This window comes from Pseudarthrobacter sp. J1763 (assembly GCF_050490295.1).
In the GTDB taxonomy this organism is placed as follows: Bacteria; Actinomycetota; Actinomycetes; order Actinomycetales; family Micrococcaceae; genus JBNPEO01.
On record NZ_JBNPEN010000005.1, the window covers coordinates 178,801 to 204,043 of the forward strand.

Annotated in this window: 23 protein-coding genes; 18 read left to right on the top strand and 5 right to left on the bottom strand. The window is 58.8% G+C overall.

The window, feature by feature from the left end:
- Window positions 1-21 precede the first annotated feature (21 nt).
- From lysS to dhaM, 10 genes are all read left to right on the top strand, one after another.
- Window positions 22-1,542 carry a lysine--tRNA ligase gene (gene lysS, locus ACQQCD_RS07130; RefSeq protein WP_430267697.1) on the top strand — a complete coding sequence of 507 codons (1,521 nt, stop codon included), beginning with the start codon at window positions 22-24 and terminating at the stop codon, window positions 1,540-1,542.
- Window positions 1,543-1,544: 2 nt separating this feature from the next.
- Complete coding sequence (locus tag ACQQCD_RS07135) at window positions 1,545-1,760, top strand: hypothetical protein (protein ID WP_430267698.1); 216 nt, start codon at window positions 1,545-1,547, stop codon at window positions 1,758-1,760.
- A 111-nt stretch (window positions 1,761-1,871) separates the two neighbouring features.
- The gene (locus ACQQCD_RS07140; protein WP_430267699.1) at window positions 1,872-2,204 is read left to right on the top strand and encodes a histone-like nucleoid-structuring protein Lsr2; all 333 of its coding nucleotides are present in this window, start codon (window positions 1,872-1,874) and stop codon (window positions 2,202-2,204) included.
- A 109-nt stretch (window positions 2,205-2,313) separates the two neighbouring features.
- Window positions 2,314-4,806: an ATP-dependent Clp protease ATP-binding subunit gene (locus ACQQCD_RS07145; protein ID WP_430267700.1), complete on the top strand. Its 2,493-nt coding sequence runs from the start codon at window positions 2,314-2,316 to the stop codon at window positions 4,804-4,806.
- A 231-nt stretch (window positions 4,807-5,037) separates the two neighbouring features.
- On the top strand, window positions 5,038-5,322 hold the full coding sequence (locus ACQQCD_RS07150) for a hypothetical protein (RefSeq protein WP_430267701.1): 285 nt from the start codon (window positions 5,038-5,040) through the stop codon (window positions 5,320-5,322).
- 153 nt (window positions 5,323-5,475) lie between these two features.
- Window positions 5,476-7,560, top strand: a complete 2,085-nt coding sequence (locus tag ACQQCD_RS07155; RefSeq protein WP_430267702.1) for an alpha/beta fold hydrolase — start codon at window positions 5,476-5,478, stop codon at window positions 7,558-7,560.
- 84 nt (window positions 7,561-7,644) lie between these two features.
- Complete coding sequence (locus ACQQCD_RS07160) at window positions 7,645-8,163, top strand: amino-acid N-acetyltransferase (protein WP_430267703.1); 519 nt, start codon at window positions 7,645-7,647, stop codon at window positions 8,161-8,163.
- Between the two features lie 102 nt (window positions 8,164-8,265).
- Window positions 8,266-9,267 (top strand): dihydroxyacetone kinase subunit DhaK, encoded by a 1,002-nt coding sequence (dhaK, locus tag ACQQCD_RS07165; protein WP_430267704.1) that lies wholly within the window; start codon window positions 8,266-8,268, stop codon window positions 9,265-9,267.
- Between the two features lies 1 nt (window position 9,268).
- Window positions 9,269-9,940 (top strand): dihydroxyacetone kinase subunit DhaL, encoded by a 672-nt coding sequence (dhaL, locus tag ACQQCD_RS07170; RefSeq protein ID WP_430267705.1) that lies wholly within the window; start codon window positions 9,269-9,271, stop codon window positions 9,938-9,940.
- Window positions 9,937-10,635 (top strand): dihydroxyacetone kinase phosphoryl donor subunit DhaM, encoded by a 699-nt coding sequence (gene dhaM / locus ACQQCD_RS07175; RefSeq protein ID WP_430267706.1) that lies wholly within the window; start codon window positions 9,937-9,939, stop codon window positions 10,633-10,635. The genes dhaL and dhaM overlap by 4 nt, the downstream gene beginning before the upstream one ends.
- A gap of 125 nt (window positions 10,636-10,760) precedes the next feature.
- On the opposite strand, the gene ACQQCD_RS07180 is transcribed toward dhaM, so the two are convergent.
- Window positions 10,761-11,747: an A/G-specific adenine glycosylase gene (locus tag ACQQCD_RS07180; protein WP_430267707.1), complete on the bottom strand. Its 987-nt coding sequence runs from the start codon at window positions 11,745-11,747 to the stop codon at window positions 10,761-10,763.
- Between the two features lie 96 nt (window positions 11,748-11,843).
- Here ACQQCD_RS07180 and ACQQCD_RS07185 point away from each other — a divergent pair, with 96 nt between their 5' ends.
- The 3 genes from ACQQCD_RS07185 to ACQQCD_RS07195 all read left to right on the top strand — a co-directional run bounded on the left by ACQQCD_RS07185 (window position 11,844) and on the right by ACQQCD_RS07195 (window position 14,392).
- The gene (locus ACQQCD_RS07185) at window positions 11,844-13,130 is read left to right on the top strand and encodes a WXG100 family type VII secretion target (protein ID WP_430267708.1); all 1,287 of its coding nucleotides are present in this window, start codon (window positions 11,844-11,846) and stop codon (window positions 13,128-13,130) included.
- Between the two features lie 38 nt (window positions 13,131-13,168).
- Entirely contained in the window at window positions 13,169-13,645 is a 477-nt protein-coding gene (locus ACQQCD_RS07190) for a hypothetical protein (RefSeq protein ID WP_430267709.1), read from the top strand.
- A gap of 84 nt (window positions 13,646-13,729) precedes the next feature.
- Entirely contained in the window at window positions 13,730-14,392 is a 663-nt protein-coding gene (locus ACQQCD_RS07195; RefSeq protein WP_430267710.1) for a hypothetical protein, read from the top strand.
- 22 nt (window positions 14,393-14,414) lie between these two features.
- Here ACQQCD_RS07195 and disA read toward each other — a convergent pair whose 3' ends face one another.
- Window positions 14,415-15,491, bottom strand: a complete 1,077-nt coding sequence (gene disA / locus ACQQCD_RS07200; protein WP_430267711.1) for a DNA integrity scanning diadenylate cyclase DisA — start codon at window positions 15,489-15,491, stop codon at window positions 14,415-14,417.
- A 309-nt stretch (window positions 15,492-15,800) separates the two neighbouring features.
- On the opposite strand from disA, the gene ACQQCD_RS07205 reads away from it, so the two are divergent.
- On the top strand, window positions 15,801-17,414 hold the full coding sequence (locus tag ACQQCD_RS07205; RefSeq protein ID WP_430267712.1) for a peptide chain release factor 3: 1,614 nt from the start codon (window positions 15,801-15,803) through the stop codon (window positions 17,412-17,414).
- Window positions 17,415-17,527: 113 nt separating this feature from the next.
- Here the strand turns inward: ACQQCD_RS07205 and ACQQCD_RS07210 are convergent, their stop codons facing one another.
- The 3 genes from ACQQCD_RS07210 to ACQQCD_RS07220 all read right to left on the bottom strand — a co-directional run bounded on the left by ACQQCD_RS07210 (window position 17,528) and on the right by ACQQCD_RS07220 (window position 20,708).
- Window positions 17,528-18,061, bottom strand: coding sequence for a DinB family protein (locus ACQQCD_RS07210; protein ID WP_430267713.1), 534 nt, complete (start codon window positions 18,059-18,061; stop codon window positions 17,528-17,530).
- 98 nt (window positions 18,062-18,159) lie between these two features.
- Window positions 18,160-19,536 carry a DNA repair protein RadA gene (gene radA / locus ACQQCD_RS07215; protein ID WP_430267714.1) on the bottom strand — a complete coding sequence of 459 codons (1,377 nt, stop codon included), beginning with the start codon at window positions 19,534-19,536 and terminating at the stop codon, window positions 18,160-18,162.
- Between the two features lie 44 nt (window positions 19,537-19,580).
- Complete coding sequence (locus ACQQCD_RS07220; protein WP_430267715.1) at window positions 19,581-20,708, bottom strand: FUSC family protein; 1,128 nt, start codon at window positions 20,706-20,708, stop codon at window positions 19,581-19,583.
- A 282-nt stretch (window positions 20,709-20,990) separates the two neighbouring features.
- Here ACQQCD_RS07220 and pstS point away from each other — a divergent pair, with 282 nt between their 5' ends.
- The 4 genes from pstS to pstB all read left to right on the top strand — a co-directional run bounded on the left by pstS (window position 20,991) and on the right by pstB (window position 25,175).
- Window positions 20,991-22,112: a phosphate ABC transporter substrate-binding protein PstS gene (gene pstS, locus ACQQCD_RS07225; RefSeq protein ID WP_430267716.1), complete on the top strand. Its 1,122-nt coding sequence runs from the start codon at window positions 20,991-20,993 to the stop codon at window positions 22,110-22,112.
- Window positions 22,113-22,302: 190 nt separating this feature from the next.
- Window positions 22,303-23,235, top strand: coding sequence for a phosphate ABC transporter permease subunit PstC (pstC, locus tag ACQQCD_RS07230; RefSeq protein WP_430267717.1), 933 nt, complete (start codon window positions 22,303-22,305; stop codon window positions 23,233-23,235).
- Window positions 23,236-24,345, top strand: coding sequence for a phosphate ABC transporter permease PstA (gene pstA, locus ACQQCD_RS07235; RefSeq protein ID WP_430267718.1), 1,110 nt, complete (start codon window positions 23,236-23,238; stop codon window positions 24,343-24,345). It begins immediately after the preceding gene.
- Between the two features lie 50 nt (window positions 24,346-24,395).
- Window positions 24,396-25,175 (top strand): phosphate ABC transporter ATP-binding protein PstB, encoded by a 780-nt coding sequence (gene pstB, locus ACQQCD_RS07240; RefSeq protein ID WP_430267719.1) that lies wholly within the window; start codon window positions 24,396-24,398, stop codon window positions 25,173-25,175.
- Window positions 25,176-25,243: the final 68 nt, after the last annotated feature.

A 25,243-nucleotide genomic window follows, 5' to 3' on the forward strand; every position in this document is an offset into this window, starting at 1 on the left:
ACTGCCGTAAACTTGGGGACTGTGACTGCAGAAAACACCCCCAACACAGCCGTGGCCGCCGAGCCAGCCGACGCAAGCGAGCAGATGCGCATCCGCCTCGAGAAGCGCGCCAAGCTGATTGAACGCGGTGACGAGGCATATCCGGTAGGTGTTGAGCGGACTCATTCCTTGCGCGAGTTGCGGGAAAAATACGGTCACCTCGAAGCCGACCAAACCTCGGGCGAAACCGTTGGTGTTGCTGGACGAGTAGTTTTTATCCGCAACACCGGTAAGTTGTGCTTTGCCACCCTCCAAGAGGGCAACGGCACACGCTTGCAGGCCATGCTGAGCTTGGCCAACATCGGTGAGGCAGCGCTCGCTGATTGGAAGGCGCTAGTTGACCTTGGTGACCACGTGTTTATCAAGGGTGAGGTTATTTCTTCGCGCCGTGGCGAACTGTCCGTTATGGCCGATTCCTGGTCCATGGCTTCTAAAGCCTTGCGTCCCTTGCCCGTGCTGCACGCTGATCTGAACGAGGAAACTCGGGTTCGTCAGCGCTATGTTGACCTTTTGGTGCGCGAAGAAGCACGCGAAATGGTCTACACCCGCGCCAAGGTCACCCGTTCCGTTCGCGATACGCTCCACCGTCATGACTACGTTGAAGTTGAAACGCCGATTTTGCAGCTTGTTCACGGCGGCGCCTCGGCCCGGCCGTTCGAGACGCACATGAACGCCTTTGATCAGAAAATGACTTTGCGCATTGCAACTGAGCTCTATCTCAAGCGTGCTGTGGTTGGTGGTATTGAGCGCGTTTATGAATTGGGCCGCGTCTTCCGCAATGAGGGTGTGGACTCAACTCACAGCCCCGAGTTCACCACCTTGGAATGCTATGAAGCTTGGGCGGATCAGTTTGTGATGGCTGATCGACTCAAGGAAATCATTCTTGACGCAGCAGATGCTGCAGGTGTTGGCCGGGTCATTAAGACCGAGGCAGGCGAGATTAATCTCGACGGCGAGTGGAAGTGGCTTAGCGTCTACCCCGGCTTGTCAGAAGCTGTTGGCCAGGAGATTACGCCGGACACCAGTGCCGAAGATTTGCGTTCCATTGCAGCAACTCACGAGATCAGTGTTGATCCTAAATGGGATGCTGAAAAACTTGTTGTGGAACTTTTTGGTGAAATTGTTGAACCAACACTTATTAATCCCACTTATGTTTACGATTATCCGCCGTCGGCGCAGCCTTTGGCCCGCCAGCACCGCACAGATGGCCGGCTTATTGAGGCTTGGGATTTGATCATCGCCGGTATGGAGTGCGGTACTGCATTCTCCGAGCTGATTGACCCCGCTATTCAGCGTGAGCGTCTGACGGCTCAGTCGAAAATGGCAGCTGCCGGTGACGACGAAGCCATGCAGCTGGATGAGGACTTCCTCCGCGCTCTCGAATACGGTGCGCCGCCTATGGGTGGAATCGGTTTGGGCATTGACCGTCTGGTGATGCTCTTCACGGGAACGGGTATTCGCGAAACCATTTTGTTCCCACTGCTCAAGCCTGAGGCGCGCTAATTATGGAGTACGTGGCAGTTATTCTTCCCTCACTGGTTGTGGGCTTGATCTTCTGGTTTGCCATGCGGGCTCTGTTTAACGTTGATCGTGCTGAACGTCAGGCGCTTGCGGCTGCTGAGCAGGAGGCTGATTCGATGGCTTCGAATTCCACGCCATCTTCATCGGAATCTGTGCGATCTGAGGATTTATCTGCGGAAGCTAAAAAAACCGGGAACTAGATTATTCTTTGACTCGTTAGGGATATTGCAGAGATACTTGTCTAAATCGTCCGGCGAAACTTTACTGGGCTTTTGATTCAAGCCACTATTCCCCAATAGAGAGTCTGAGAAATGGCACAGAAGGTAAAGATCATCTTGATCGACGATCTCGACGGTGGATCAGCCGACGAGACAGTCCGATTCAGCCTTGACGGATCCCATTACGAGATTGATTTGTCCTCGAGCAACGCAGCAGAATTGCGTGAATCTTTGGCACGCTACGTTGACGTAGCCCGCAAAGACTCCTCGGGCAAAGCGCCCCGTGCTCGCTATGGTTCTGGCCCACAGCGCAACATGGAGACCGCCCGGATTCGTGAATGGGCCAAAGCTAACGGGTACACCGTGAGCACTCGTGGCCGTATTCAGGCGCACATCCAAGAGGCTTATCACCAAGCCAACTCCTAAGTATTTAGTGCGTGTTCGCCACAGTGGATTTCCCCTCTGGCGAACACGCCACATTTCGGCCACACAGCCACGTAGCATCGAGGTACGTCGTAGCTAGGAGTGTGGCGAAATGTTTGAGCGATTTACGGACCGTGCCCGTCGTGTGGTGGTGCTTGCCCAAGAAGAGGCACGCATGCTCAACCACAATTACATTGGCACCGAACATATCCTTTTGGGTCTGATCCATGAGGGTGAAGGTGTTGCCGCTAAGGCACTTGAGTCCTTGAGCATCTCCCTGGACGCAGTGCGCGAACAGGTTCAAGAGATTATTGGACAGGGTCAGCAGGCCCCCTCGGGTCACATCCCGTTCACGCCGCGTGCCAAAAAGGTTCTTGAGCTCTCGCTGCGAGAAGCACTGCAGCTGGGCCACAACTACATCGGTACCGAGCACATCCTGTTGGGCCTCATCCGCGAGGGTGAAGGTGTTGCAGCCCAGGTGCTGGTTAAGCTCGGTGCAGACCTGAACCGCGTTCGTCAGCAGGTTATCCAGCTCCTCTCCGGTTACCAGGGTAAAGAGTCTGCCACTGCTGGTGTGGGTGGCGGTCAGCCGGAAGGTACTCCCGCTGGCTCGGCAGTTTTGGACCAGTTTGGCCGCAACCTGACGCAGGCGGCCCGCGAGAACAAGCTTGATCCGGTTATTGGCCGTGAGCACGAGATGGAACGCGTTATGCAGGTCCTCTCGCGACGCACCAAAAACAACCCTGTGTTGATTGGTGAACCCGGCGTCGGTAAGACTGCCGTCGTCGAAGGTTTGGCTCAGGCGATTGTTCGTGGTGACGTACCGGAAACCATCAAGGATAAGCAGCTTTACACCCTTGACCTCGGTTCTTTGGTGGCCGGCTCACGCTACCGCGGTGACTTCGAAGAGCGCCTGAAAAAGGTCCTCAAGGAAATCCGTACCCGCGGAGACATCATCTTGTTCATCGATGAGATCCACACACTCGTTGGTGCCGGTGCTGCCGAAGGCGCAATCGATGCGGCGTCCATCCTCAAGCCCATGCTGGCTCGTGGCGAACTGCAGACCATTGGTGCAACCACTCTGGATGAGTACCGCAAGCACATTGAAAAAGATGCTGCTCTTGAGCGTCGTTTCCAGCCCATCCAGGTTGCTGAGCCCAACGTCGCACACGCCATTGAGATCCTCAAGGGCCTGCGTGACCGCTACGAGGCACACCACCGCGTCAGCATCACTGACGGTGCACTGACAGCTGCAGCTACTTTGGCTCAGCGTTACATTTCTGACCGCTTTTTGCCGGACAAGGCCATCGACTTGATCGATGAGGCTGGCGCACGCTTGCGTATCCGCCGGATGACAGCACCGCCGGAGCTCAAGGAAATGGATGAGCGGGTGGCCGAGCTCAAGTTGGCCAAGGAATCCGCCATTGATTCTCAGGACTTTGAGGGTGCAGCTTCCTTGCGTGACAAGGAGCAGAAGCTCATTGCCGAGCGCGCTGAAAAAGAGCGTGCTTGGAAGTCCGGTGGCATGGATGACATTTCCGAGGTCGATGAAGAACTGATCGCTGAAGTTCTTGCCAACTCCACTGGTATTCCCGTCTTCAAGCTCACCGAAGAGGAGTCCACCCGACTACTCAAGATGGAAGACGAACTGCACAAGCGTGTGGTGGGTCAGGATGACGCCATTAAGTCGATCTCGCAGGCTATCCGCCGTACCCGCGCAGGTCTTAAGGATCCCAAGCGTCCTGGTGGCTCGTTCATCTTCGCCGGCCCCACCGGTGTTGGTAAGACTGAGCTGGCTAGGGCCTTGGCGGAGTTCCTCTTCGGCGACGAAGACGCTCTCATCACCTTGGACATGTCTGAGTACTCGGAGAAGCACACCGTTTCCCGTCTCTTCGGTGCACCTCCCGGATATGTTGGCTACGAGGAAGGTGGACAGCTGACTGAAAAGGTCCGCCGTCGTCCGTTCTCCGTGGTTCTCTTTGACGAGGTTGAGAAGGCTCACGCTGATCTCTTTAACTCGCTCCTGCAGATCCTCGAAGATGGTCGCCTGACCGATTCCCAGGGCCGTGTTGTGGACTTCAAGAACACCGTGATCATTATGACCACCAACCTTGGTACCCGCGACATTTCCAAGGGAGTCATGACCGGGTTCCAGTCGGGCACTGACACTCAGACCGGCTACAACCGGATGCGTGCCCGTGTGACGGAGGAGCTCAAGCAGCACTTCCGGCCCGAGTTCTTGAACCGTGTTGACGATGTTGTGGTCTTCCCGCAGCTGACCCAGGACGAGATCATCGAGATCGTGGACATGTTTGTTGGCCGCCTCGAGGCACGCCTGAAGGACAAGGACATGGGCATCGAGCTCACCCCTGCCGCCAAGGTTCTGTTGGCTACCAAGGGTTACGATCCCGCTATGGGCGCCCGCCCCTTGCGCCGGACCATTCAGCGCGAGGTTGAGGATCAGCTCTCTGAGAAGATCCTCTTCGGCGAGCTTAATGCTGGTGACATTGTGTTGGTGGATGTCGAGGGTGAAGGTGACGATGCAAAGTTCACTTTCGCTGGAATGTCCAAGCCGCGGATCCCGGAAATCGCACCGTCCGCTTAGGCGAAATAGCGCCTAATTAGATGCAAACGACTGTGCCTCCCACACCATCTGGTGTGGGAGGCACAGTCGTTTCACCGATGGCGAAATCCTGGCGATCTGGGAGGTTCTGGGTAGCCATATACAAGGTGCCGTGCTTACGGTGGGTGCGTCGGGTTACCCCGGCAAGTACCGAAAAGGCCAAGCTAGCTCGGCCTGAAAAGCATTTCTCCAGCAACGGAAAGAGGTAGGCAAATGAGCACCGAATTCAATCCGAAAAATGTAGAGAACACCACTGAAGGCATCTTCAACAATGAGGGCGGCCTGAACAACCCGGATGGTGAGCGTCAGCCCACCGAGGGTAATGACCCGAATGGACAGCAGCAAGAGGGCGGCTTCGGCGGCCTCGGTGATTTGTCCGGCAAGGCCAACGAGGCTGTAGACGGCTTGCAAGAGCAGCACAGTGACAAGCTCGGTGGCTTCGGCGACAAGGCCAACGAAATGATCGATGGTGCCCAAGAAAAGTTTGGCAACAACTAGCGCCATCCCCCAAGCCAACTAGATAGTCATTGTGGCTGTTCCCTTCGAAGGGAACAGCCACAATGTTGTCTCAGGTGGGTTAGGCCTGAAGTAAACGATTCACTCTGAGTGAAAGCCCTGTAATTTAGCTCACAATCCGGCTTGGATGGAGCTATGACTTCTTCCACACCGTTCCACAACATGGATCACTATTTGGCCATCCCCCGAGTTAGCGGCCTGGCCCTCAGCCCGGACGGGAAGCGACTCGTCACTACCGTGGCAACGCTCAACAACAAGGCCACCGAGTACAAGTCGGCGTTGTGGGAGTTGGACCCGGAAGGTGCCCGGCCCGCGCGTCGTATTACTCGAAGCGCCAAAGGCGAGGCCGGTGCTGTGTTTACAGCCAGCGGCGACCTGTATTTCACCTCCGCCCGGCCCGATCCTGAAACCTCGGAAGATGACCCGGTCAACGCACTGTGGCTCTTGCCGGCTGCTGGTGGCGAGGCTCGTGTGGTCTTATCCCGTGCTGGCGGAATCTCTGAGGTTCTTACTGCTTCCGCTGCCGAGGCGACTTTTGTTTCGGCCTCGGTTTTGTCCGGCGCCGCTGACGAAAGCGAAGACGAGGAGCGCCGCAAGTCCCGCAAGGACAAGTCAGTCGCAGCTATCCTCCACAGTGGATACCCGGTGCGTAATTGGGACGCTGACCTTGGGCCCGCGGAGCCGCGCCTGTTCGCCGTCGAACCCGATACACAAGCTGATACAGAGAAGCGTGCTGACGCAGCGGCAGTACCCACCACCGTGGACGCGCTGCCACCACTAAAGCTCCGCAACCTCACCCCACACGTGCGTGGACAGCTGCGCGAGAGTCACAGCTCCGTGAGCCCGGACGGCAAAACCATCTACACCACCCTGAACCGAGGTGTGGCACGCGGCGACATGCGCGGCGATCTTGTTTCCGTGGACACCGAATCCGGAACCATGCGGACACTTTTGGATACCGAAGGATTGGATTTTTACGCTGGGCCGGTGAGCCCGGACAATGGGACGCTGGCGTTTGTCGCGGAGTCGCATACCACCCCGCAGGAAGCGCCGCGCGTCCGGATGAACCTTCTGGATGTTGCCACGGGCCAGTCCCGTGAGCTCGCCCCCGATTGGGACAGGTGGGGGCACCCAGTGGCGTGGCTTCCAGACGGCAGCTCAGTATTGGTTACAGCTGACGACGACGGCGCCTCGCCGCTGTTCGCCGTCTCGGTGGCTGACGGGGCCGTCACCCGGGTGACGAAGGATGCCTCGGCGTACACGAATGTTCTGGTTGCGCCGGACGGCAAAACGGCCTACGCGCTGCGCAGCTCCTACGAGTTTCCCTCCGAGGTGGTGCGCATTGATCTTGCAAGTGGTGAAGTGACACGCCTGCAAGCTCCCGCCGAACGGCCCTCCTTCCCGGGAAAACTGGAGCGTGTTGAGACCGCCGCAGCGGATGGTGTCCGGGTCCCCGGCTACTTGGCCTTGCCGGAGGGTGCTTCGGAAGCAAACCCGGCTCCGCTACTGCTCTGGATTCATGGCGGGCCTTTGGGTTCGTGGAATGCGTGGACCTGGCGTTGGAACCCGTGGCTGCTCACTGCCAAGGGATATGCAGTGCTCTTGCCAGATCCGGCACTGTCAACCGGTTACGGTCAGGACTACATTCAACGCGGTTGGGGCGACTGGGGTAAAAACCCGTACACCGACTTGATGGCGCTGACCGATGCTGTGGAAAAACGTACAGACATCGATCACACACGCACCGCCGCAATGGGTGGTTCCTTCGGCGGGTACATGGCCAACTGGGTTGCCGGAAACACTGACCGGTTTAAGGCAATCGTCACCCACGCCAGCCTGTGGGCACTGGATCAGTTTGGCGCCACCACGGATGCGGCAATGTATTGGCTCAAAGAGATGACCCCAGAAATGATTGAGGCCAACTCGCCTCACCACCACGTGGAGAACATCAGCACACCCATGCTGGTGGTACACGGAGACAAGGACTACCGTGTGCCGATCGGCGAAGGTTTGCGTCTTTGGTATGAGCTGCTTTCCAAGTCCAAGCTCGCCGCTGACGACGACGGTAAAACCCCGCACCGCTTTTTGTACTTCCCAGATGAAAACCACTGGGTCCTACAGCCGCAGCACTCGAAGGTTTGGTACGGCGTGGTTGAGCAGTTCTTGGCCAAGCATGTTTTGGACAAAGACCTTGGCCTGCCAGAAACCCTAGGTTTGTAAACCCGGGTTCTAGGAAAGCTCAAACTATCCGCTTGGTCACTGTTGCAGTAACCAGCGTTGGGCACAGTGTGGGTGGGCCGTACTATGGGGAACGTGAGTTCCACGTTCCAGATTCGGCCCGCCCGCACTTCCGACGTCCCCGCCATCAAAGCATTGGTGGCGCCGCTGGCCGAAGAGCGAATTTTGATCGCCAAGGAATCCGTGGCGTACTACGAGGCCCTTCAAGAGTTCCGCGTGGCAGTCACCGAAGACGGAACAGTGATTGGGTGCGGAGCCTTGCACATTATGTGGGAGGACCTCGGAGAAATCCGCACTCTTGCCACTGACAGCGCTTGGCGTGGCCGGGGTGTGGGGCACCAGTTGGTCACCCGGTTGCTCAAAGACGCCGTGGAAATTGGCGTTAGCCGGCTTTTTTGCCTGACTTTTGAAGTGGACTTCTTTCAAAAGCACGGCTTCGAAGTGATGGCGGTACAAAGCGGTGTTGACCCTGCCGTGTACTCCGAGCTTCTGCGTTCCCACGACGAAGGTGTGGCCGAATTTTTGGACTTGGCCCGCGTTAAACCGAACACCCTTGGCAACACCCGGATGATTCGCGCTCTCTAAACATTCCAGTAGGCAAATTCCTCTACCCTGCACGGCGCCACGCGAGTATGGTCTGCTTTAGGTTTCAATTCTCAAAGCAGCCAGCAAACAGGGAGTTTCGCCATGAAAAAACTTATCAACGATCCGCGTGCAGTAGTGGACGAATCCGTAGAGGGATTTGGTCTAGCCCACGCCGACCTCGTGACAGTTAACACCGAGCCGATGTACATCACGCGCAAAGATGCGCCGGTGGCCGGCAAAGTCGGGTTGGTTTCCGGCGGCGGTAGCGGCCACGAACCACTTCACGCCGGTTACGTAGGCTTCGGAATGCTCGACGCCGCAGTGCCCGGCGCCGTTTTCACCTCCCCAACACCTGACCAGATTATTCCGGCCACTCTGGCCGTTAACTCAGGTGCCGGCGTCGTACATATTGTGAAGAACTACACCGGTGACGTGCTCAACTTTGAGACCGCGGCGGAGATGGCGGAGGCGGAAGGCGTACAGGTGCGCACCGTTTTAGTGAACGACGACGTCGCGGTAGAAGATTCGCTCTACACCGCCGGGCGGCGCGGGGTGGGCGGCACTGTTTTGGTTGAGAAAATTGCCGGCGCCGCGGCCGAACGCGGCGACGACCTGGACGCCGTTGCGGCCATCGGAAACAGAGTCAACGAGAACGTTCGTACTATGGGTGTGGCGCTCTCCGCATGCACCGTTCCACACGCAGGCGTGCCCAGCTTTGACCTCGAAGAGAACGAGATTGAGATTGGAATCGGCATTCATGGCGAACCTGGCCGGCACAAGATCGCAATGGAAAACGCTGATGGAATCACCGCCCGCCTCCTAGAACCAGTCACCTCTGATCTAGGGCTTAAGTCCGGGGAGAAAGTGCTGCTCTTTGTCAACGGAATGGGCGGGACACCACTGAGCGAGCTATACATCGTCTACCGCAAGGCACATGCGCTGCTCGCCGACGCCGGAGTCACCGTGGAACGCTCGCTGGTGGGCAACTACATCACCGCACTCGAAATGCAGGGCTGCTCCATCTCTGTGCTGCGACTCGACGAGGAAATGACCCAACTCTGGGACGCGCCAGTGCACACCGCAGCACTGCGCTGGGGGAAGTGAAATGACAGCAACACTTGATACAGGATGGGCTATCCGCTGGCTTCAGGGCTGTGCCGAAGTGATCGCCGCACACCGCGAGGAACTGATGAACTTGGACAGGGCCATTGGCGACGCTGATCACGGCGAAAACATGGACCGCGGCTTCCAAGCAGTTATCCAGAAGCTCTCCGAAACGCCTCCTGAGAGTCCCGGCGCCGCGTTTAAACTCACCGCCATGACGCTGATGTCCAAGGTGGGCGGGGCCGCCGGCCCCCTCTACGGGACAGCATTCTTGCGTGCAGCTACAGCGGTGGGCGAGGTGCCAGAGCTCGACGGCACGTTGCTGTCCACCGCTCTTACCGCAGCTCGCGACGGCATTGTTGCCCGCGGCAAAGCCGAAGTGGGTGACAAAACCATGATTGACGCGTGGACTCCGGCGGTCGAAGCGGCACAAAAGGCCGCAGCGCAGGATCCATCCGGCGTCGTAGCTGTCCTTGAAGCCGCAGCGCTTGCCGCCGAAGCTGGTGCCGTGGCGACTGACCCACTGGTGGCGCGCAAGGGGCGGGCTAGCTATTTGGGGGAGCGAAGCGCCGGGCATCGAGATCCAGGTGCGGCCTCCACTGCCTTGTTGTTGCGAGCAGCCGTTGATGCAGCTGGCTCTGCAGATTCAGCTGACGCTGGGGCTCCGGCATGACGGTGGGCTTGGTAGTGGTCTCGCACAGTTCAAAAATCGCTGAAGGTGCCGTGGAACTCGCCGCCCAAATGGCTCCGGACGTCAAAATTGTGGCCGCCGGTGGCACGGATGATGGCCGAATTGGGACCAGCCTGGAGTTGGTCATGGATGCCATGGGCTCCGCCGAATCAGGTGGTGGTGTGGTGGTCCTGACTGACTTGGGATCGGCTGTGATGACAGCCGAATCGGCGCTCGAGTTCATTGGCTCTCCGCCGGATATCCTGCTGGCCGACGCGCCCCTGGTGGAAGGTTTGGTGGCTGCTGCTGTGGCTGCCCAGGGTGGCGGAACGCTGGAGCAGGTCAAGTCCGCAGCTGAGCATGCTTTACTGCCCGCGGGATTTGGTGCTGCTGCCACTGCCACTTCCGGTGCAACTGGTGCAGGGCTCGCCGAGACTGCTCCGGCTGTGACCGGCGAGTTCGTTCTACCCAACCAGCTCGGCTTGCACGCCCGGCCCGCCGCGGTGTTGGCCGGAGCGCTCTCAGCCCTGGACGTTGAGATTGAAATCAACGGGGTGGACGCGCAATCGATCATGATGTTGATGAGCTTGGCCGCGAAACAGGGCAGCACACTTTCGGTTCGTGCCACCGGGCCCGATGCGCAGAAAGCAGTGGACTTTGTGGGCCAAAAAGTCCAAGAGGGCTTCGGCGAACTCTAAGCCCCCCGCCAACTCGCCCTTCTCACCTGAGCCGTCCTCACCCCCCGCCGAGTTGGCATTTAATGCTGATGTTTTCGCAGAACATTGGCATTAAATGCACACTCGGCGGGGGTGACGGAGGGAAATTAGCTCGGGAGTTGGATTCCGGCAGGGGAGCGTTTGGCCAGACCGTCGTTCACCAGCCCAGCAAGGATGCGTTCCAGCCGTTCGGGCTCAGGATTAAGCCGATGCAACGCCGCCAGAGGCACCGAGATGCACTCCGAATCCAAATGCAGATCCACCGGAGCCACAAAAAATGCACCCTCGGCCACCGGCTGCTCAGCTTCACGCAACACAGCCATCACTGCGCCACGCAATTGCCGGTCAGTCCCGTGCCACGGCTGACCTTTAGGAATGTACGACGGCGGCGGCTCGCCTTGGGCGCGCCACTGACACTGTGCAGCTACCGGACACTGCGCACACTTGGGTGATCGGGCGGTGCAGATCAAGGCTCCAAGCTCCATGACTGCCGCATTCCACATCACCGATTCGGCCGGATCTTCGGGCAGAAGTTCATTCGCCAATTGAGTTTCGGCCGCCGTCAAAGATTGCGCCGGCAACGCCGTACCTGAGACTAAGCGGGCATGCACCCGGCGAATATTCGTATCCACCACGGTAGTGCGGCGCCCGTAGGCGAACGCTGACACAGCAGCAGCGGTGTAACTACCCACGCCTGGGAGCGAAAGGAGGTCTTGGTACGCAGCCGGGACCTCGCCGTCGTACTCTTCCGTAATCGCTATTGCGGCGGCATGTAAGCGTAAGGCCCGGCGCGGGTAGCCCAGCCGGCCCCATGCGCGTACTGCCTCACCGCTGGGCTCGGCAGCCAGCGCATCGGGTGTTGGCCAGCGTTGCATCCACTGTTCCCACACAGGCAAAACCCTCACCACCGGGGTTTGCTGGAGCATAATTTCGCTCACCAAAATTCCCCAAGCAGTACACTCAGGGCTGTTCCTCAACAATGTCCGCCAGGGTAGGTCGCGGCCGTTGTTATGGAACCAGTCAGCGAGTTTGTTGTGCAGCAAACTCAGCGTGGCCGGCTCCGGGACGCTGCTGAGATGGGAAGTGGTACCCATCGACGGGGTGAGTGAGGGTGTAATAGTTTCGATGTATCCACTCTATTTGAAGAGCGAAAGTCGCGAGCGTGGAGCAGGAATGGATGGGGGAAATCGATGGCAGGCTTCTACGGCGCGGACGTTGAACAGCTCAAGGCGCTCGCAGGCGATTTTGACAAGTCAGCCAGCACCTTCCGCAGACTCGCGCAACAGCTGAACCAAATGGTTGAAAAGTCGGACATGTGGAAAGGCAACGACGCCGAACGCTTCCGGGCACAATGGCGCAGCAATCTGCGTCAACAGCTCAACAACTCTGCCCTCGCGTTGCAAAAAGAGGCCAAAGCGCTCAAGAAAAACGCTGAGGAACAGGCTCAAAGCTCAAATGCTGCTAGCGGCGGAACTGGCGGCAGTAGCTCCGGTTCGGGCGGAGGCCCTGTCAGTGGCCCCGGCGCCGGCCCCGGCGACTCCACCAAAGTTGTAGTGAAGGACAAAGACGGCAACCCCATTTTGGTGGACAAAAAGTGGTCCTTGCTCGGCGGCAACGGGCAAACCACTGTCACCAATACCTCCGGGACGGACGCCTCCGCGGATGGGCACATCAAACGAGACGGCACAAACCTAAACCTTGACGGCAAAGCCGACGCGCGCGCCGGGTACGGCGCTAAAGCAGACACCACATATCAAAACGGGCCGGTCAAATTTAGTGACACCACCGAAGGGTTTGTTGGAGCACGGGCCTCCACGGACGGCAAATTGCACCTAGGCTTGGACGGAATCAACGGCGAAGTCCACGGTGAAGCCTTTGTTGGGGCCGAAGTGAAATCAACTAAAACCACCAGCTTGGCCGACAATTGGCTGGTTGTGACGGACACCAACAGAGTGATGTACGGCGCTGAAGTCAAGGGTGACGGAGACGTTCGGATGGGGCCCGGCGGTATGCAAGCCACCGGCAATGTTGAAGCATTCGCAGGTGTGCGCTCAACTGACACCAAAGAAGCGTCGTTCTTAGGCGGCCTGTTCAAAGTTGGCGGAGAAACAGACGCCAAAGCTGGCGCTTGGGCCAGTGCAGGAACCCCCGGCGCGGGCTGGGAATCAGGTGATGGAGGCGGTAAGTGGAGCGCTTCGGGAACCGATGCTGGGGCTGGGGCAGAAGCCGAACGAACCCAGTACACCGAAATCCTGGGTCAACGTGTAGGTGTTAAGGGGTCGGTCGCAGCTGGGGCCGGCGAAGGAGAGACCTTTGACATTTCACCCCAAGCGGGCGGGGTTAAGATTGCCATTGGCGCCAAGCTAACAGACGTTGTTGGCCTTGGTGGCGGTGTGTCAGTGGACATCAGCGCACCGCGCGCCCTCGAATCAGTAACTGGTTTTGGCAGCTTTGTGAAGAAACAAGTCCTTGGGTAGCACCGAATACGTCCTGAGCAGAAGTGAGGAAACACCACATGACTGAAACAATCTTCCCGTCAACAGAACTACCGGCCTACCCGCACATTGCTGCGGAGCTGCCCAGCGACTGGACCAAACGTGCCATGCCGGACGCGCTCGGAGCACTTGTTAAGACAGTTACGGAAGGCCGCTACGCACCGAACATTGTATTGTCCGTAACCCGCCGCGGACCAGACTTCAAACTCGAGGAACTAGCCCCGGTTATTGAAGCAACCCTCAAGGACCTCGATGGCGCAGAGCCTATTGACTCCGCCTATGTTGAACTGAACGGGCTGCGTTGGTTTGTGCACGAGGTTGGTTACCAGCACCCACAAGCGGGAACACTCGTGCAGCTGGTAGCCGTTGCTGGTGTGGAAAACGGAGGGGCAATTGACCTCATCCAACTCAACGGCAGCTGCCCCCTGGGCGCTGATGAGTCCCTCCTCAATGAGTTGCGCACCGTGATTGCCAGCATAAAGGTGACACTCGTATAGTCCTCGCCTGTTCTGGCGGTGATTTGCCTCTCGCGGCGGCGTGGTTGGCGGATTTAGTGCCATACGCTACTTAACCTTGTAACCATGGCTAGGCAGGACAACTCAAAAACACCGGCGCGCGCACCCCGCGGCAATTCATCCCGCGGCACATCATCCAAGCGCAAGCCGAGCGCAGCAGTCTACCGTCGCCGTCGGCTTTTTCTGGTTTTGATCCTGCTGGTGATTGTGGCGCTCGTGGTGGGTGCCGTCGTCGCAATTTCCGCCACGACCCGCAGCAATGGCGAGGAAAACGCCAACCCAGCCAGCTCGAATACGGCCCAAAGCCCCAGCCCTACTGCAACAGCACCCAAAACGCCGGTATGCGACGAAGGCCTAGTCAAGGTCACGGCGAGCACGGACAAAGAAAGCTATGCAGCCAACGAGAAACCCAAGTTGACGCTCAAAGTCTCCAACGAGGGAAAGGTTGCCTGCCCGCTAAACCTTGGAACCTCGCAAATGGAATTCCTGATCTCCAGCGGCCAAGACCGGATCTTTAGCTCGCGGGACTGCCTCGCGAACCCCACCAATCTGAGCAAAACACTCGCTCCCGGCGCATCAGAAACTGCCACCTTTGTGTGGGAACGAAACCGATCCGCTGAAGGGTGTGTAGCTGTCAACGCAACGCCCGGAGCTGGTGGGGCCACCTATATTTTTCAGGCCACCTTGGGTACACGAACCAGCCCCAAGGCACCTTTTCAGCTGAAGTAAGGCGGCTTTATTAGAGCCGGGTTTAGAGGAACCGGTCTAGCAGGCTCGCCTCGGCCATACGGCTGAGCCCCTCGCGGACGGTGCGGGCACGCTGCTCGCCAATGCCGTCCACGGTCATCAAGTCTTCGATGGTTGCGGCCATGAGGTATTGCAGCCCGCCGAAATGATCCACCAGACGGTCGGCAACGGCCTTCGGAACAGCCTTAAGACCGGACAACAAACGGTAACCACGCGGCTGCACAATGGCGTCGAGCGTGTCCACACCGCCAGCAAAACCGATGATTCCGGCAATTTTGCCCAGATCAATCAGTTCCGAGGCGCCAAGATCCAAGAGTTTCTGAACCGCCGCTTCTACGTCTTCAGCTGAAGCCTCAGCGCCGGCGTAATCGCGGATGATGACGTCCGAACCCGGGCCGCGGCCCACCGTCAGCTCATCCAATTGCAAGGACAGAAGACGCCCGTCAACACCAAGTTCCAGAACGTATTGCGAGATCTCCTCGGAAATGCGCCGCACCATCTCTTGGCGTTGCAGCGTGATTGCCACGTCGCGGACAGTCACCATTGCTTCGATTTCGAGGGCAGAAAGTGAACTTGTGACCTGATCCAAGCGCGAACGGTAACGCTCCAACGTTGCTAGGGCTTGGTTGGCGCGTGCCAAAACCTTCTCAGAGCCCTCCAACACGTGGCGCAAACCGTTGACGTACAGCGCGATGATCTGCATAGATTGGCTAACCGAAACCACAGGGACACCGGTCTGGATGGCAACTCGCTCAGCTGTGCGGTGGCGCGTACCAGATTCTTGCGTTTCGATGCTGGAATCCGGGACCAACTGGACAGCGGCGCGCAGAATGTTGCTTGCATCCCGGTCGCACACAATGGCGCCGTCCATTTTGGCAAGTTCACGCAGTCGGGTTGGCGAAAAATCGATTCCAATGTCGAATCCACCGGAACAAATTGAGTCAATTGTTCGGTCCGAGCCGAGCACAATCAGCGCACCGGTGCGGCCGCGCAGGATTCGTTCAAGACCGTCACGCAACGGGGTGCCTGGGGCAACGCGTGCCAACGTTGCTTTGAGCGATTCTTCAGGCGTGCGCGCCATATTTGTGTTCCTCCACCGTTGCCGGATCGGCCGGCTCAGGCGGCCAGATAGGCCGCGACTTTGTGGAATCCAAAAGTGCCTTGGACTCGCCTTGAACAATCATACGGCCTGACCCACCCCAAAACCGCACCAGTGCTAGGCAAAGTGCCCCAAAAGACTTTTGCAGGTGCACCCCTTTAGTGCACTGCAATGTACGACGTCGGGAGGCCCATTTGGGTGCCTGCGCTAAACTTGAGATTCCCGCCGCCACGCGATTTCGGCCCATGGCCGGCGCCCAGTTCACAGCACTCCCGTAGCGAAAGCAGCACCGTGTCTCAAGACATCCTCCGCCCAGTCCGTGGCAACGAAATCGAAAAGCAAGCGGCCCGTCGTCGTACCTTTGCGGTTATCTCCCACCCTGACGCCGGAAAGTCGACTCTCACCGAAGCGCTGGCACTTCACGCGAAGGTCATCGGCACCGCCGGTGCGTCCTCGGGTAAAGCCAACCGTAAAGAGACAGTCTCGGACTGGATGCAGATGGAGCAGGACCGCGGTATTTCCATCAGCTCCGCTGCGCTGCAGTTTGATTACCGGGACACTGTGATCAACCTCTTGGATACGCCAGGTCACGCCGACTTCTCTGAAGATACCTACCGTGTACTCGCTGCCGTGGACTGTGCAGTGATGCTTGTGGATGCAGCTAAAGGCCTCGAAACGCAGACCATGAAGCTCTTTGAAGTGTGTAAGCAGCGCAATCTGCCCATCATTACGGTGATCAACAAGTGGGACCGGCCGGGTCTGGACGCTTTGGCATTGATGGACGAGATCACTGAACGAACCGGTTTGTTGCCAATGCCTTTGACCTGGGCCGTTGGTATCTCGGGGGATTTCCGTGGTGTTTGGGATTTGCGCAACGATCGCTTTGCCCAGTTCAAGCGCAACAACGCTGGTGCAAACATTGCCATTACCGAATACTTCACCCCAGAACAGGCCCTTGAAAATCAAGGTGCGGACTGGGAGAACGCGGTGGATGAGGCGGAATTGGTCATCGATTCCAACCTGGCCTTCAACGTTGATGAATTCCATGCAGGTAAGGCAACTCCTGTCCTCTTCAGCTCCGCAGCACTGAACTTTGGTGTTAAGGAAATCCTCGATGCTCTGGTGGATTTTGCTCCCCAGGCCTCACCCCGCCCCGACGTTACGGGAGAAACTCGGCCAGTTGACGCACCGTTCTCTGGCTTTGTCTTTAAGGTGCAGGCCGGTATGAACAAGGCCCACCGTGACCACGTTGCCTTTATTCGTGTGTGCTCGGGCAAGTTTGAGCGCGGCATGGTGGTCACTCAAGGGCGCACCAACAAATCTTTCGCCACTAAGTACGCTCAACAAGTTTTTGGCCGCGAACGTGAAGTTATTGATGAGGCCTTCCCCGGCGACGTTGTGGGTTTGGTCAACGCCTCATCCTTGCGCGTGGGGGACAGCCTGTTTATTGAGCAGCCGGTGGAATTTCCGGCCATCCCGCTCTTCGCTCCTGAACACTTCCAGGTTGCCCGGTCCAAGGACCCCAGCAAGTTCAAGCAGTTCCGCCGGGGAATTGAGCAGCTGGAACACGAAGGTGTTATCCAGGTTCTGCGCTCAGACATTCGTGGCGACCAAGCACCGGTTCTTGCGGCCGTTGGTCCCATGCAGTTTGAGGTGGTGCAGGACCGGATGGAGCACGACTTTAACGCTCCGATGCGCCTAGAACGTTTGCCGTACTCCATGGCTCGGCTCACCACGCTGGACACCATGCCTGTACTGGCGAATGTGGTTGGCGCCGAGGTGCTTTTGCGTTCCGACGGGGAGTACTTGGCCCTGTTTAACGATATTTGGGCGCTTCGCCGCATTCAGAAGAACTACCCGGATTTGGTTCTCGAGAGCATCGGTAGCGAACGCCCGCAGTTCTAGCAGCACCTACCACCCACGCCACGCCGATTCCTTCCGCCGAACCCTGGGCTGGACTCTTCGCCGAGGTCGGTGCAACGCTGCGAGCTCCCCGCAAATGTCAGGGGATTTCGGCGCTATGCACCGACTTCGCGGGCTGGCAGGGGTGAATCGACGGCGATGATTTGCTCCCTGAGGATGTCGGCGTGCCCACAATGTTGGGCTAGCTCGCGCAGCACATGCAGGTAGATCCAGCGCAGCGGCAAGGGTCCTCGGCGGTTGTGGATGACTAGATCGTCCAAACTGAGCTCCGCTGTTGCAGCACGTGATGCGTCGCAGGCACTTTGGTAGGCCGCCAGGACCGAATCAATGGTGTCTTCAGAGGTCAAAACAAATGACTCGTCGGGAGTAGCCGGGATGCCAATCTCGGCTCTGCTCCGGCCAGTAATTGCCTCGTTGAACCACACCTGTTCCACAAAGCTGGCGTGTTTCACCAGTCCTAGGAGGGTTGTCCTCGAAGGCACCAGCCGTCGTCGTACTTGTTCTTCGGTGAGCGAATCTAGACTCGCGGCTAAAGCGTTTCGGTGATCGTCGATAAACGCCTCGAACTGCTCGCGCAGCGGTTGGGTGAAAACGTCCTGCGTGGAGGCTGCTTTTGCTGGGGTGCTCATGCGAAAAGTATCCCAGCCGCGCGCGAGGTCGGTGCAACGCCGCGAGCTCCCCGCAAATTAACCGGGAAAACGACGCTATGCACCGACCTCGGCGGAAATTAGTTGCCGATGAGAAGGTCCAGGGCTTCGGCGAGGTGGCCCACTTCGCGCACCGAGAAACCTGCCGGAACTGGGCCGGGTCCGTTGGGGCTTGATGGCACAACAGCATGCGTGAATCCGAGCCGGTGAGCTTCTTGAATGCGCTGGTTGATCCCGGGAACAGGCCGCACTTCACCCGCCAAACCCACCTCGCCGAAAGCAATAAGCTTTTGTGGCAGCGCCTTCTTGGCCTTGGCGCTGGCCACGGCAAGAGCCACGGCAAGATCAGTGGCCGGTTCGCTCAGTTTCACCCCGCCCACCGTGGCCACATAGGAATCGTCCTTGTGCAATAGGCATCCCGCGCGCTGCTGCAAAACCGCCAGCAGCATGGCCACTCGCGAACTATCCAACCCACTTGTTGCCCGGCGCGGTTGGGAGTTTGGGGACTCGGCTAACAAGGCCTGAACCTCAGCGAGGAGCGGTCGACGCCCCTCGAGCGTCACCGTAATGCAGGTTCCGGAAACTGGTTCTTTTGTTCGCGAAACAAAAAGCCCGCTGGGATCAGCCAGGCCTTCAATTCCATCCTCGTTCAGATCAAAACAGCCCACTTCATCCGTGGGCCCGTAGCGGTTCTTCACGGCGCGCAGCAGGCGCAGCCGGGAGTGCCTCTCGCCTTCAAATTGGCACACCACATCAACCAGGTGCTCCAACAAGCGCGGCCCGGCAATGGACCCGTCCTTGGTCACATGCCCTACCAAAAGTGTGGTGATGTTCCGGCGTTTGGCGGAGGCAATCAGGGACGCAGCAACCTCGCGTACTTGGGACACACCGCCGGCGCTGCCATCCACGTCAGCACTGCTGAGCGTTTGCACGGAGTCCACAATCAACAAGCGCGGCTCTACCCGTTCAACCTGTCCCAAGGCTTGGCCCAGGTCAGTTTCCGCTGACAAATACAGTGAATCCGCGACGGCGTTGATCCGCTCTGCGCGCAGTTTCACTTGGGCGGCAGATTCCTCACCCGTGATGTACAAAACTTCCCGCCCACCACGTGCGAACTTGGCAGCAACATCTAGTAGGAGCGTTGACTTGCCTACCCCGGGCTCTCCGGCAAGCAAAATGACCGCACCGGGGACCAAACCGCCACCCAACACGCGGTCGAGTTCATCAACGCCGGTGGGAAGAAAAGCCGCTGTGGTGGCGTCCACCTCACCAATAGGTACCGCTGGCTGCAAAACAGTGGTTGCCGCCGTCGTTCTGGCTACTGTGGCGCCGGCCTCCTCGACGGTTCCCCACGCTTGGCACTCGCCGCAACGCCCCACCCATTTGACGGTTGTCCAGCCGCATTCGGAGCATTTATATGCAGGCGCTTTGTTGCCGCGAGTCGTTTTACTAGCCATAAATTCAGCCTAGCCGGGGCCGCTGACAAACAAGGCAATGGCGTCTACAGCTCGGGGAGATATCCTCGCGCCTCGTCGGCTTCAATCCCGGATGCTTCCATGAGGTCCACCATCAGTGGCCGGAACAGCATCACCACGGTTTCGCCCTCAAGCCGTTCCACACCAAGCATGCGTGGGTGTAGGCGCAAGGACACGGCGGCTAGGTCTTGGCGGGCGTTGCGGACATGTGCTTCCCGTGCGCGGGCGTCAGTGGCGGACAAGCCTGCAGCGAGCACATCGATGGCGTCGGCAGTTTCCTCAAGAACCTCGGCAATGTTCTCGGTGGCGGCGTCGGAAAGTGCTGCATGGTTGATGGCACTAGTGAGACGGCGCGCAAAAACACGCGAATTACGCAGTGCAAGGTCAACGAATTCCAAGGAGTGTTCGAGCCGATTGATCTCGTCCTTGTGCCTTCTATACGCCGGGGCAATGGAGGTGACTTCTCCGGAGGCGCGCAGTGTTTGCCGCATCGAATCAACAAGCGGCTGGCAACTGCGGGCTCGAACTAGGGCATGCCACGCGGCAGTTGAATCGTTGGACTGAAGCGAGGTGGCGCATTCGCGCAGCACTAAGCTAAATTCACGGAGGATTTTGGTCATGTCCTGGCGTGGCTCCCGCCGGGGGTCTTTAGCGGCCAGCATGGTGACCAGTAGTGCAAACACGCCACCGACGACGGCATCCAGACTGCGGGTAAACGGCCCGCCGGCGGGTGCCGGCAGCAAAACTACCAAGAGTGACTGCAAGCCCAATTGAGTGGTGAAGATGCTGCCGCTGTCCAGGAACCGTGCAAGAAGGATGGAAAAGAACAGTACGACGGCGGCAACCAAGATCCCGCCGCCCAGCCAGTGGAGTAGTAAATCGCCTACAACGATGCCCAGTGTGCAGCCGAGTCCTACTTCAATAACGCGGCGCAGCCGCGGTTCACGAGAAAATCCCAAGGCAATGAGGGATGAGGTTGCGGCGAAGAGTGGGCCGGTATGCCCCAACACGTATTCTGCGAAGGCGTAGGCGGCGACTGCGCAAATGGTCATTTGTAGCGCTGGAACAACGGAATTCCGGCTGCGCACGGCACCGGTGTGAAACCGTTTACTCAAGTGTTTGCGGAGGGCGGGTAGTCCGGTCGCTGGGGCCATGGGCTAAGTCTATTTGTTGACGATCGTACGCGGGGCAGTTCACATACTGTCAATAAGTTTGACGGCAAGGGTATTGCTATCGTGGCGCTAAATGTGTAAGCAAGGTAACACGTCGAGTTAACCCTCCGTTCACCTTGGGCCGTGAATTCCGTTACCTATGCCCCATAACTTCGTTGAAGGTACAAAAGTACGCACTACCGAAAAACTGCTCCTGTTCTCAGGAGGCGCCCGGTTCACGCCGGTTCGGCTCGCATCGAAAACACCCTGGAAGGGGTTCATCTAGTGAAGACATTTCGCTTCGGCCGCCACGCGGCTCTCGCTGTAATTGCAGCCGGCGCTCTCGCGCTGACCGCTTGCGGTTCCGACAACGCAACCAACACCGCAGCCACGGGCGCCCCGAGCGCTTCCGGCCCCAAGGTCACCGGTACGTTGACCGGCGTTGGCTCATCCGCGCAGGGCGCGGCCATGGACGCCTGGAAGACCAACTTTGCCTCCGCCAACCCGGGCGCCACCGTGCAGTACTCCCCGGATGGCTCCGGCGCCGGCCGCAAGGCCATCATTGACGGCTCGGCACAGTTCGCCGGTTCCGACGCATACCTCAAGGATGAAGAAGTCGCCGCGTCCAAGGCCAAGTGCGGCCCCGACGGCGCCATCAACATCCCCGTTTACATTTCCCCGATCGCTGTGGCCTACAACCTGCCCGACGTCAAGGACCTCAAGCTCGACGCCCCCACCGTGGCGAAGATCTTCCGCGGCCAGGTCGCCAAGTGGAACGACCCCGCCATCGCCGCCCTGAACCCCGGCGCCAACCTGCCTGACCTGAAGGTCACCCCCGTGAACCGCTCGGATGATTCCGGCACCACGCAGAACTTCACCGACTACCTCGCCGCCGCGGCGCCGGACGTCTGGACCGACAAGTCCTCCGGCAACTGGCCCGCGTCCCTGAAGGGTGAGAACGCCAAGGGCACCTCCGGCGTCGTCAAGACCGTCACGGACACCCCCGGCGCCGTGACTTACGCCGATGACTCCGCCGTCAGCGGCAAGATGGGTGTCGCCCAGATCAAGGTGGGCGATTCCTTCACCAAGATCTCCGCCGAAGCCGCCGCCAAGGCAGTGGACGCCGGCACGCCGGTAGCGGGCCGGAACGCCAACGACCTCTCCATCAAGCTGGACCGCAAGACTACGATCGCGGGCGCCTACCCGATCGTGCTGGTCTCCTTCCACGTCGTGTGCACCACCTACGACACCCAAGCCACCGCGGATCTGGTCAAGGCCTTCGAAAGCTACGTCGTCTCCGACGCCGGGCAGAAGGCCGGTGCCGAGTCCGCGAAGTCCGCTCCGCTGTCCAAGACGCTGCAGGACAAGGCCCTGAAGTCCATCGAGTCCATCAAGGCCAAGGCCTAGGGATCCGTTGATGCGCAAGGCATAGTGGTAACACCAGCCTGACCAAGGTTCCCTGTTCCGAAAAGGCGGCTTCTGACCGCCGGCCCGGGGCAGGGAACCTAGGCGTTTGTCCGAAGTACCATAAGATTCACCGCAGCCGGCCGGGCGAAGCCCGTTAGCCGTCGCGAAGATCGAAGCTGAAGGATCGTAAGTGACCTCCACCTCCTTGACCTCGTCCCGGGGCGCAGGCCGCGCCGGGGACAAAGTCTTTTCCGCAGCCACCCTGGCCGCAGGCTGTCTGATCCTGGCCGTGCTGTTCGGCGTGGCGCTCTTTCTGGTGATTCAGTCGGTGCCTGCCCTGGTGGCGTCGCCGGACAAAATCCAGGGCGGCAACGGCTTCTTCTCCTACATCTGGCCGATTGTGATCGGAACCCTGATCGCCGCCGGGATCGCCCTCGTGATCGCAACCCCTATCGCGATCGGCGTCGCGCTCTTCATCTCCCACTTCGCGCCCCGCGGACTCGCGTCCGGCCTCGGCTACGTGATCGACCTGCTGGCCGCCATCCCGTCGGTGGTTTACGGCGCCTGGGGTGCGGCGTTCCTGGCCAAGGAAATTTCCCCGTCCTACAACTGGCTGGCTGCCAACCTGGGCTGGCTGCCCATCTTCCAGGGTCCGGCCTCGGCCACCGGCAAGACCATCCTGACGGCGGGCATCGTGCTGGCCGTCATGGTCCTGCCGATCATCACCTCGCTGTCCCGTGAGATCTTCCTGCAAACCCCCAAGCTGCACGAGGAAGCCGCCCTGGCCCTTGGCGCCACACGCTGGGAAATGATCCGGATGGCCGTGCTGCCGTTCGGCCGTCCGGGCATCATCAGCGCCGTCATGCTGGGTCTTGGCCGCGCGCTCGGTGAGACCATGGCCGTCGCCCTGGTCCTGTCCTCCGGCGCCCTTACCGCCAGCTTGATCCAGTCGGGCAACCAGACCATCGCCGCCGAGATCGCGCTGAACTTCCCGGAAGCGGGCGGTATCAAGGTCAACACACTGATCGCCGCGGGCTTGGTCCTCTTTGTGATCACTCTCGGCGTGAACATGATCGCTCGCTGGATTATCACCCGGCACAAAGAATTCTCGGGAGCTAACTAAATGAGCACCACACTCACCACTGGGCGGAAACGATCGGCCCTGACCAAGGGCCAGTTGCCCAAGTACGCTCCTTGGATTGTCTTGGCAGCGGCAGTGATTGTTTCGGCTGCGATCTTGGCACTGATTGGTTTCAACGCTTTCGGGTGGGGTGTTGTTGCCGCCATCTTGTTCACCATTGGTTTGGTGTCTTGGAGTGCAGCAGTTGAGGGCTCACGTAAAGCGAAAGACCGTTTGGCCACCTGCTTGGTTTACGGCTCATTCTTGATTGCCCTCTTGCCGCTGGTTTCGGTTATCTGGACCGTTTTGGTCAATGGTATTCCGGGGCTTCTTACACCGGGCTTTTTGGGCACCTCCATGAACGGTGTGACCGGAGCGTCGGACAACAAGGCTGTTGAGAACGGAACTAAGGTTCTGGGCGGTGTTTACCACGCGCTTTTGGGTACCGTGCAGATCACTCTTCTGGCCACCATCATTTCCGTGCCGGTTGGCTTGCTCACCGCGATCTACCTGGTGGAATACGGCAACGATAAAGTCTTGGCCCGCACCATCACCTTCTTTGTTGATGTGATGACCGGTATCCCCTCGATCGTGGCCGGTTTGTTCGCCGCAGCCTTCTTCTTCGCCGTAGTGGGGCCGGGCACCAAAACCGGCGCCGTTGCCGCCGTCGCACTTTCGGTGTTGATGATCCCAGTAGTGGTGCGCTCCAGTGAGGAAATGCTCAAGATCGTCCCCAACGAGCTCCGCGAGGCGGCGTACGCGCTCGGTGTTCGTAAATGGCGCACCATTCTCAAGGTGGTTATTCCGACGGCGATCTCAGGTATCGCATCTGGCGTCACCTTGGCGATTGCTCGCGTTATTGGTGAGACCGCCCCGATTCTGGTCACCGCGGGATTTGCAACGAGCATCAACAACAACGTTTTTGGTGGTTGGATGGCTTCGCTGCCTACCTTCATCTACACCCAAATCTTGAACCCCACGTCACCGTCTAACCCGGGGCCTTCGGATCAGCGCGCTTGGGGTGCGGCCTTGGTGCTTATCCTGTTGGTAATGATCTTGAACCTTGCCGCACGGTTGATTGCCCGAATGTTTGCTCCTAAGACCGGCCGCTGAGCTGGTTTCCCAACATCTTTTTGCAGACCTCCAGTTAGTGAAGGAACTCCATGTCTAAGCGCATCGACGTCAAGGACTTGAACGTCTACTACGGTAAATTCTTGGCCGTTGAAGACATCAACATCAACATTGAGGCTAAGTCCGTTACGGCTTTTATTGGCCCTTCGGGCTGCGGTAAGTCCACCTTTTTGCGCACCTTGAACCGTATGCACGAGGTGATCCCGGGCGCGCGTGTTGAGGGTGAGGTCCTCCTTGACGGGGACAACCTCTACGGCCCTGGTGTTGACCCGGTAACGGTCCGCACGCAGATTGGTATGGTCTTCCAGCGTCCTAACCCGTTCCCCACCATGTCCATCCGTGACAACGTGCTGGCCGGTGTGAAGCTGAACAACCAGCGCATTTCCAAGGGTGCTGCTGACGCGTTGGTGGAGAAGTCATTGCGCGGGGCTAACCTTTGGAATGAGGTCAAGGACCGTTTGGAGAAGCCCGGTTCTGGCCTCTCAGGTGGTCAGCAGCAGCGACTGTGTATTGCGCGTGCCATCGCTGTGGAACCTCAGGTCATCCTGATGGATGAGCCTTGCTCGGCGCTTGACCCGATCTCCACTTTGGCCGTTGAGGACCTCATCAACGAGCTCAAGGATCAGTACACGGTGGTGATCGTGACTCACAACATGCAGCAGGCAGCTCGTGTTTCTGACAAGACCGCGTTCTTCAACATCGCTGGCACCGGTAAGCCCGGCAAGCTGATTGAGTTCGCTGAGACGTCCACTATCTTCAATAACCCTTCCCAGAAGGCCACCGAAGATTACGTTTCTGGCCGCTTCGGATAAACCGCACAGCGCTAAAGCAAACCCAGCGCCAACTAAGCCACAGTACGACGTCGGCCCGCACCTCATAG

Excerpts from the sequence above, each read along its gene's own strand:
- ACQQCD_RS07135 (WP_430267698.1), top strand. The coding sequence starts at position 1,545 with ATGGAGTACGTGGCAGTTATTCTTCCCTCACTGGTTGTGGGCTTGATC.
- ACQQCD_RS07140 (WP_430267699.1), top strand. The coding sequence starts at position 1,872 with ATGGCACAGAAGGTAAAGATCATCTTGATCGACGATCTCGACGGTGGA.
- ACQQCD_RS07145 (WP_430267700.1), top strand. The coding sequence starts at position 2,314 with ATGTTTGAGCGATTTACGGACCGTGCCCGTCGTGTGGTGGTGCTTGCC.
- ACQQCD_RS07150 (WP_430267701.1), top strand. The coding sequence starts at position 5,038 with ATGAGCACCGAATTCAATCCGAAAAATGTAGAGAACACCACTGAAGGC.
- ACQQCD_RS07155 (WP_430267702.1), top strand. The coding sequence starts at position 5,476 with ATGACTTCTTCCACACCGTTCCACAACATGGATCACTATTTGGCCATC.
- ACQQCD_RS07160 (WP_430267703.1), top strand. The coding sequence starts at position 7,645 with ATGGGGAACGTGAGTTCCACGTTCCAGATTCGGCCCGCCCGCACTTCC.
- dhaK (WP_430267704.1), top strand. The coding sequence starts at position 8,266 with ATGAAAAAACTTATCAACGATCCGCGTGCAGTAGTGGACGAATCCGTA.
- dhaL (WP_430267705.1), top strand. The coding sequence starts at position 9,269 with ATGACAGCAACACTTGATACAGGATGGGCTATCCGCTGGCTTCAGGGC.
- dhaM (WP_430267706.1), top strand. The coding sequence starts at position 9,937 with ATGACGGTGGGCTTGGTAGTGGTCTCGCACAGTTCAAAAATCGCTGAA.
- ACQQCD_RS07180 (WP_430267707.1), bottom strand. The coding sequence starts at position 11,747 with ATGGGTACCACTTCCCATCTCAGCAGCGTCCCGGAGCCGGCCACGCTG.
- ACQQCD_RS07185 (WP_430267708.1), top strand. The coding sequence starts at position 11,844 with ATGGCAGGCTTCTACGGCGCGGACGTTGAACAGCTCAAGGCGCTCGCA.
- ACQQCD_RS07190 (WP_430267709.1), top strand. The coding sequence starts at position 13,169 with ATGACTGAAACAATCTTCCCGTCAACAGAACTACCGGCCTACCCGCAC.
- ACQQCD_RS07195 (WP_430267710.1), top strand. The coding sequence starts at position 13,730 with ATGGCTAGGCAGGACAACTCAAAAACACCGGCGCGCGCACCCCGCGGC.
- disA (WP_430267711.1), bottom strand. The coding sequence starts at position 15,491 with ATGGCGCGCACGCCTGAAGAATCGCTCAAAGCAACGTTGGCACGCGTT.
- ACQQCD_RS07210 (WP_430267713.1), bottom strand. The coding sequence starts at position 18,061 with ATGAGCACCCCAGCAAAAGCAGCCTCCACGCAGGACGTTTTCACCCAA.
- radA (WP_430267714.1), bottom strand. The coding sequence starts at position 19,536 with ATGGCTAGTAAAACGACTCGCGGCAACAAAGCGCCTGCATATAAATGC.
- ACQQCD_RS07220 (WP_430267715.1), bottom strand. The coding sequence starts at position 20,708 with ATGGCCCCAGCGACCGGACTACCCGCCCTCCGCAAACACTTGAGTAAA.
- pstA (WP_430267718.1), top strand. The coding sequence starts at position 23,236 with ATGAGCACCACACTCACCACTGGGCGGAAACGATCGGCCCTGACCAAG.
- pstB (WP_430267719.1), top strand. The coding sequence starts at position 24,396 with ATGTCTAAGCGCATCGACGTCAAGGACTTGAACGTCTACTACGGTAAA.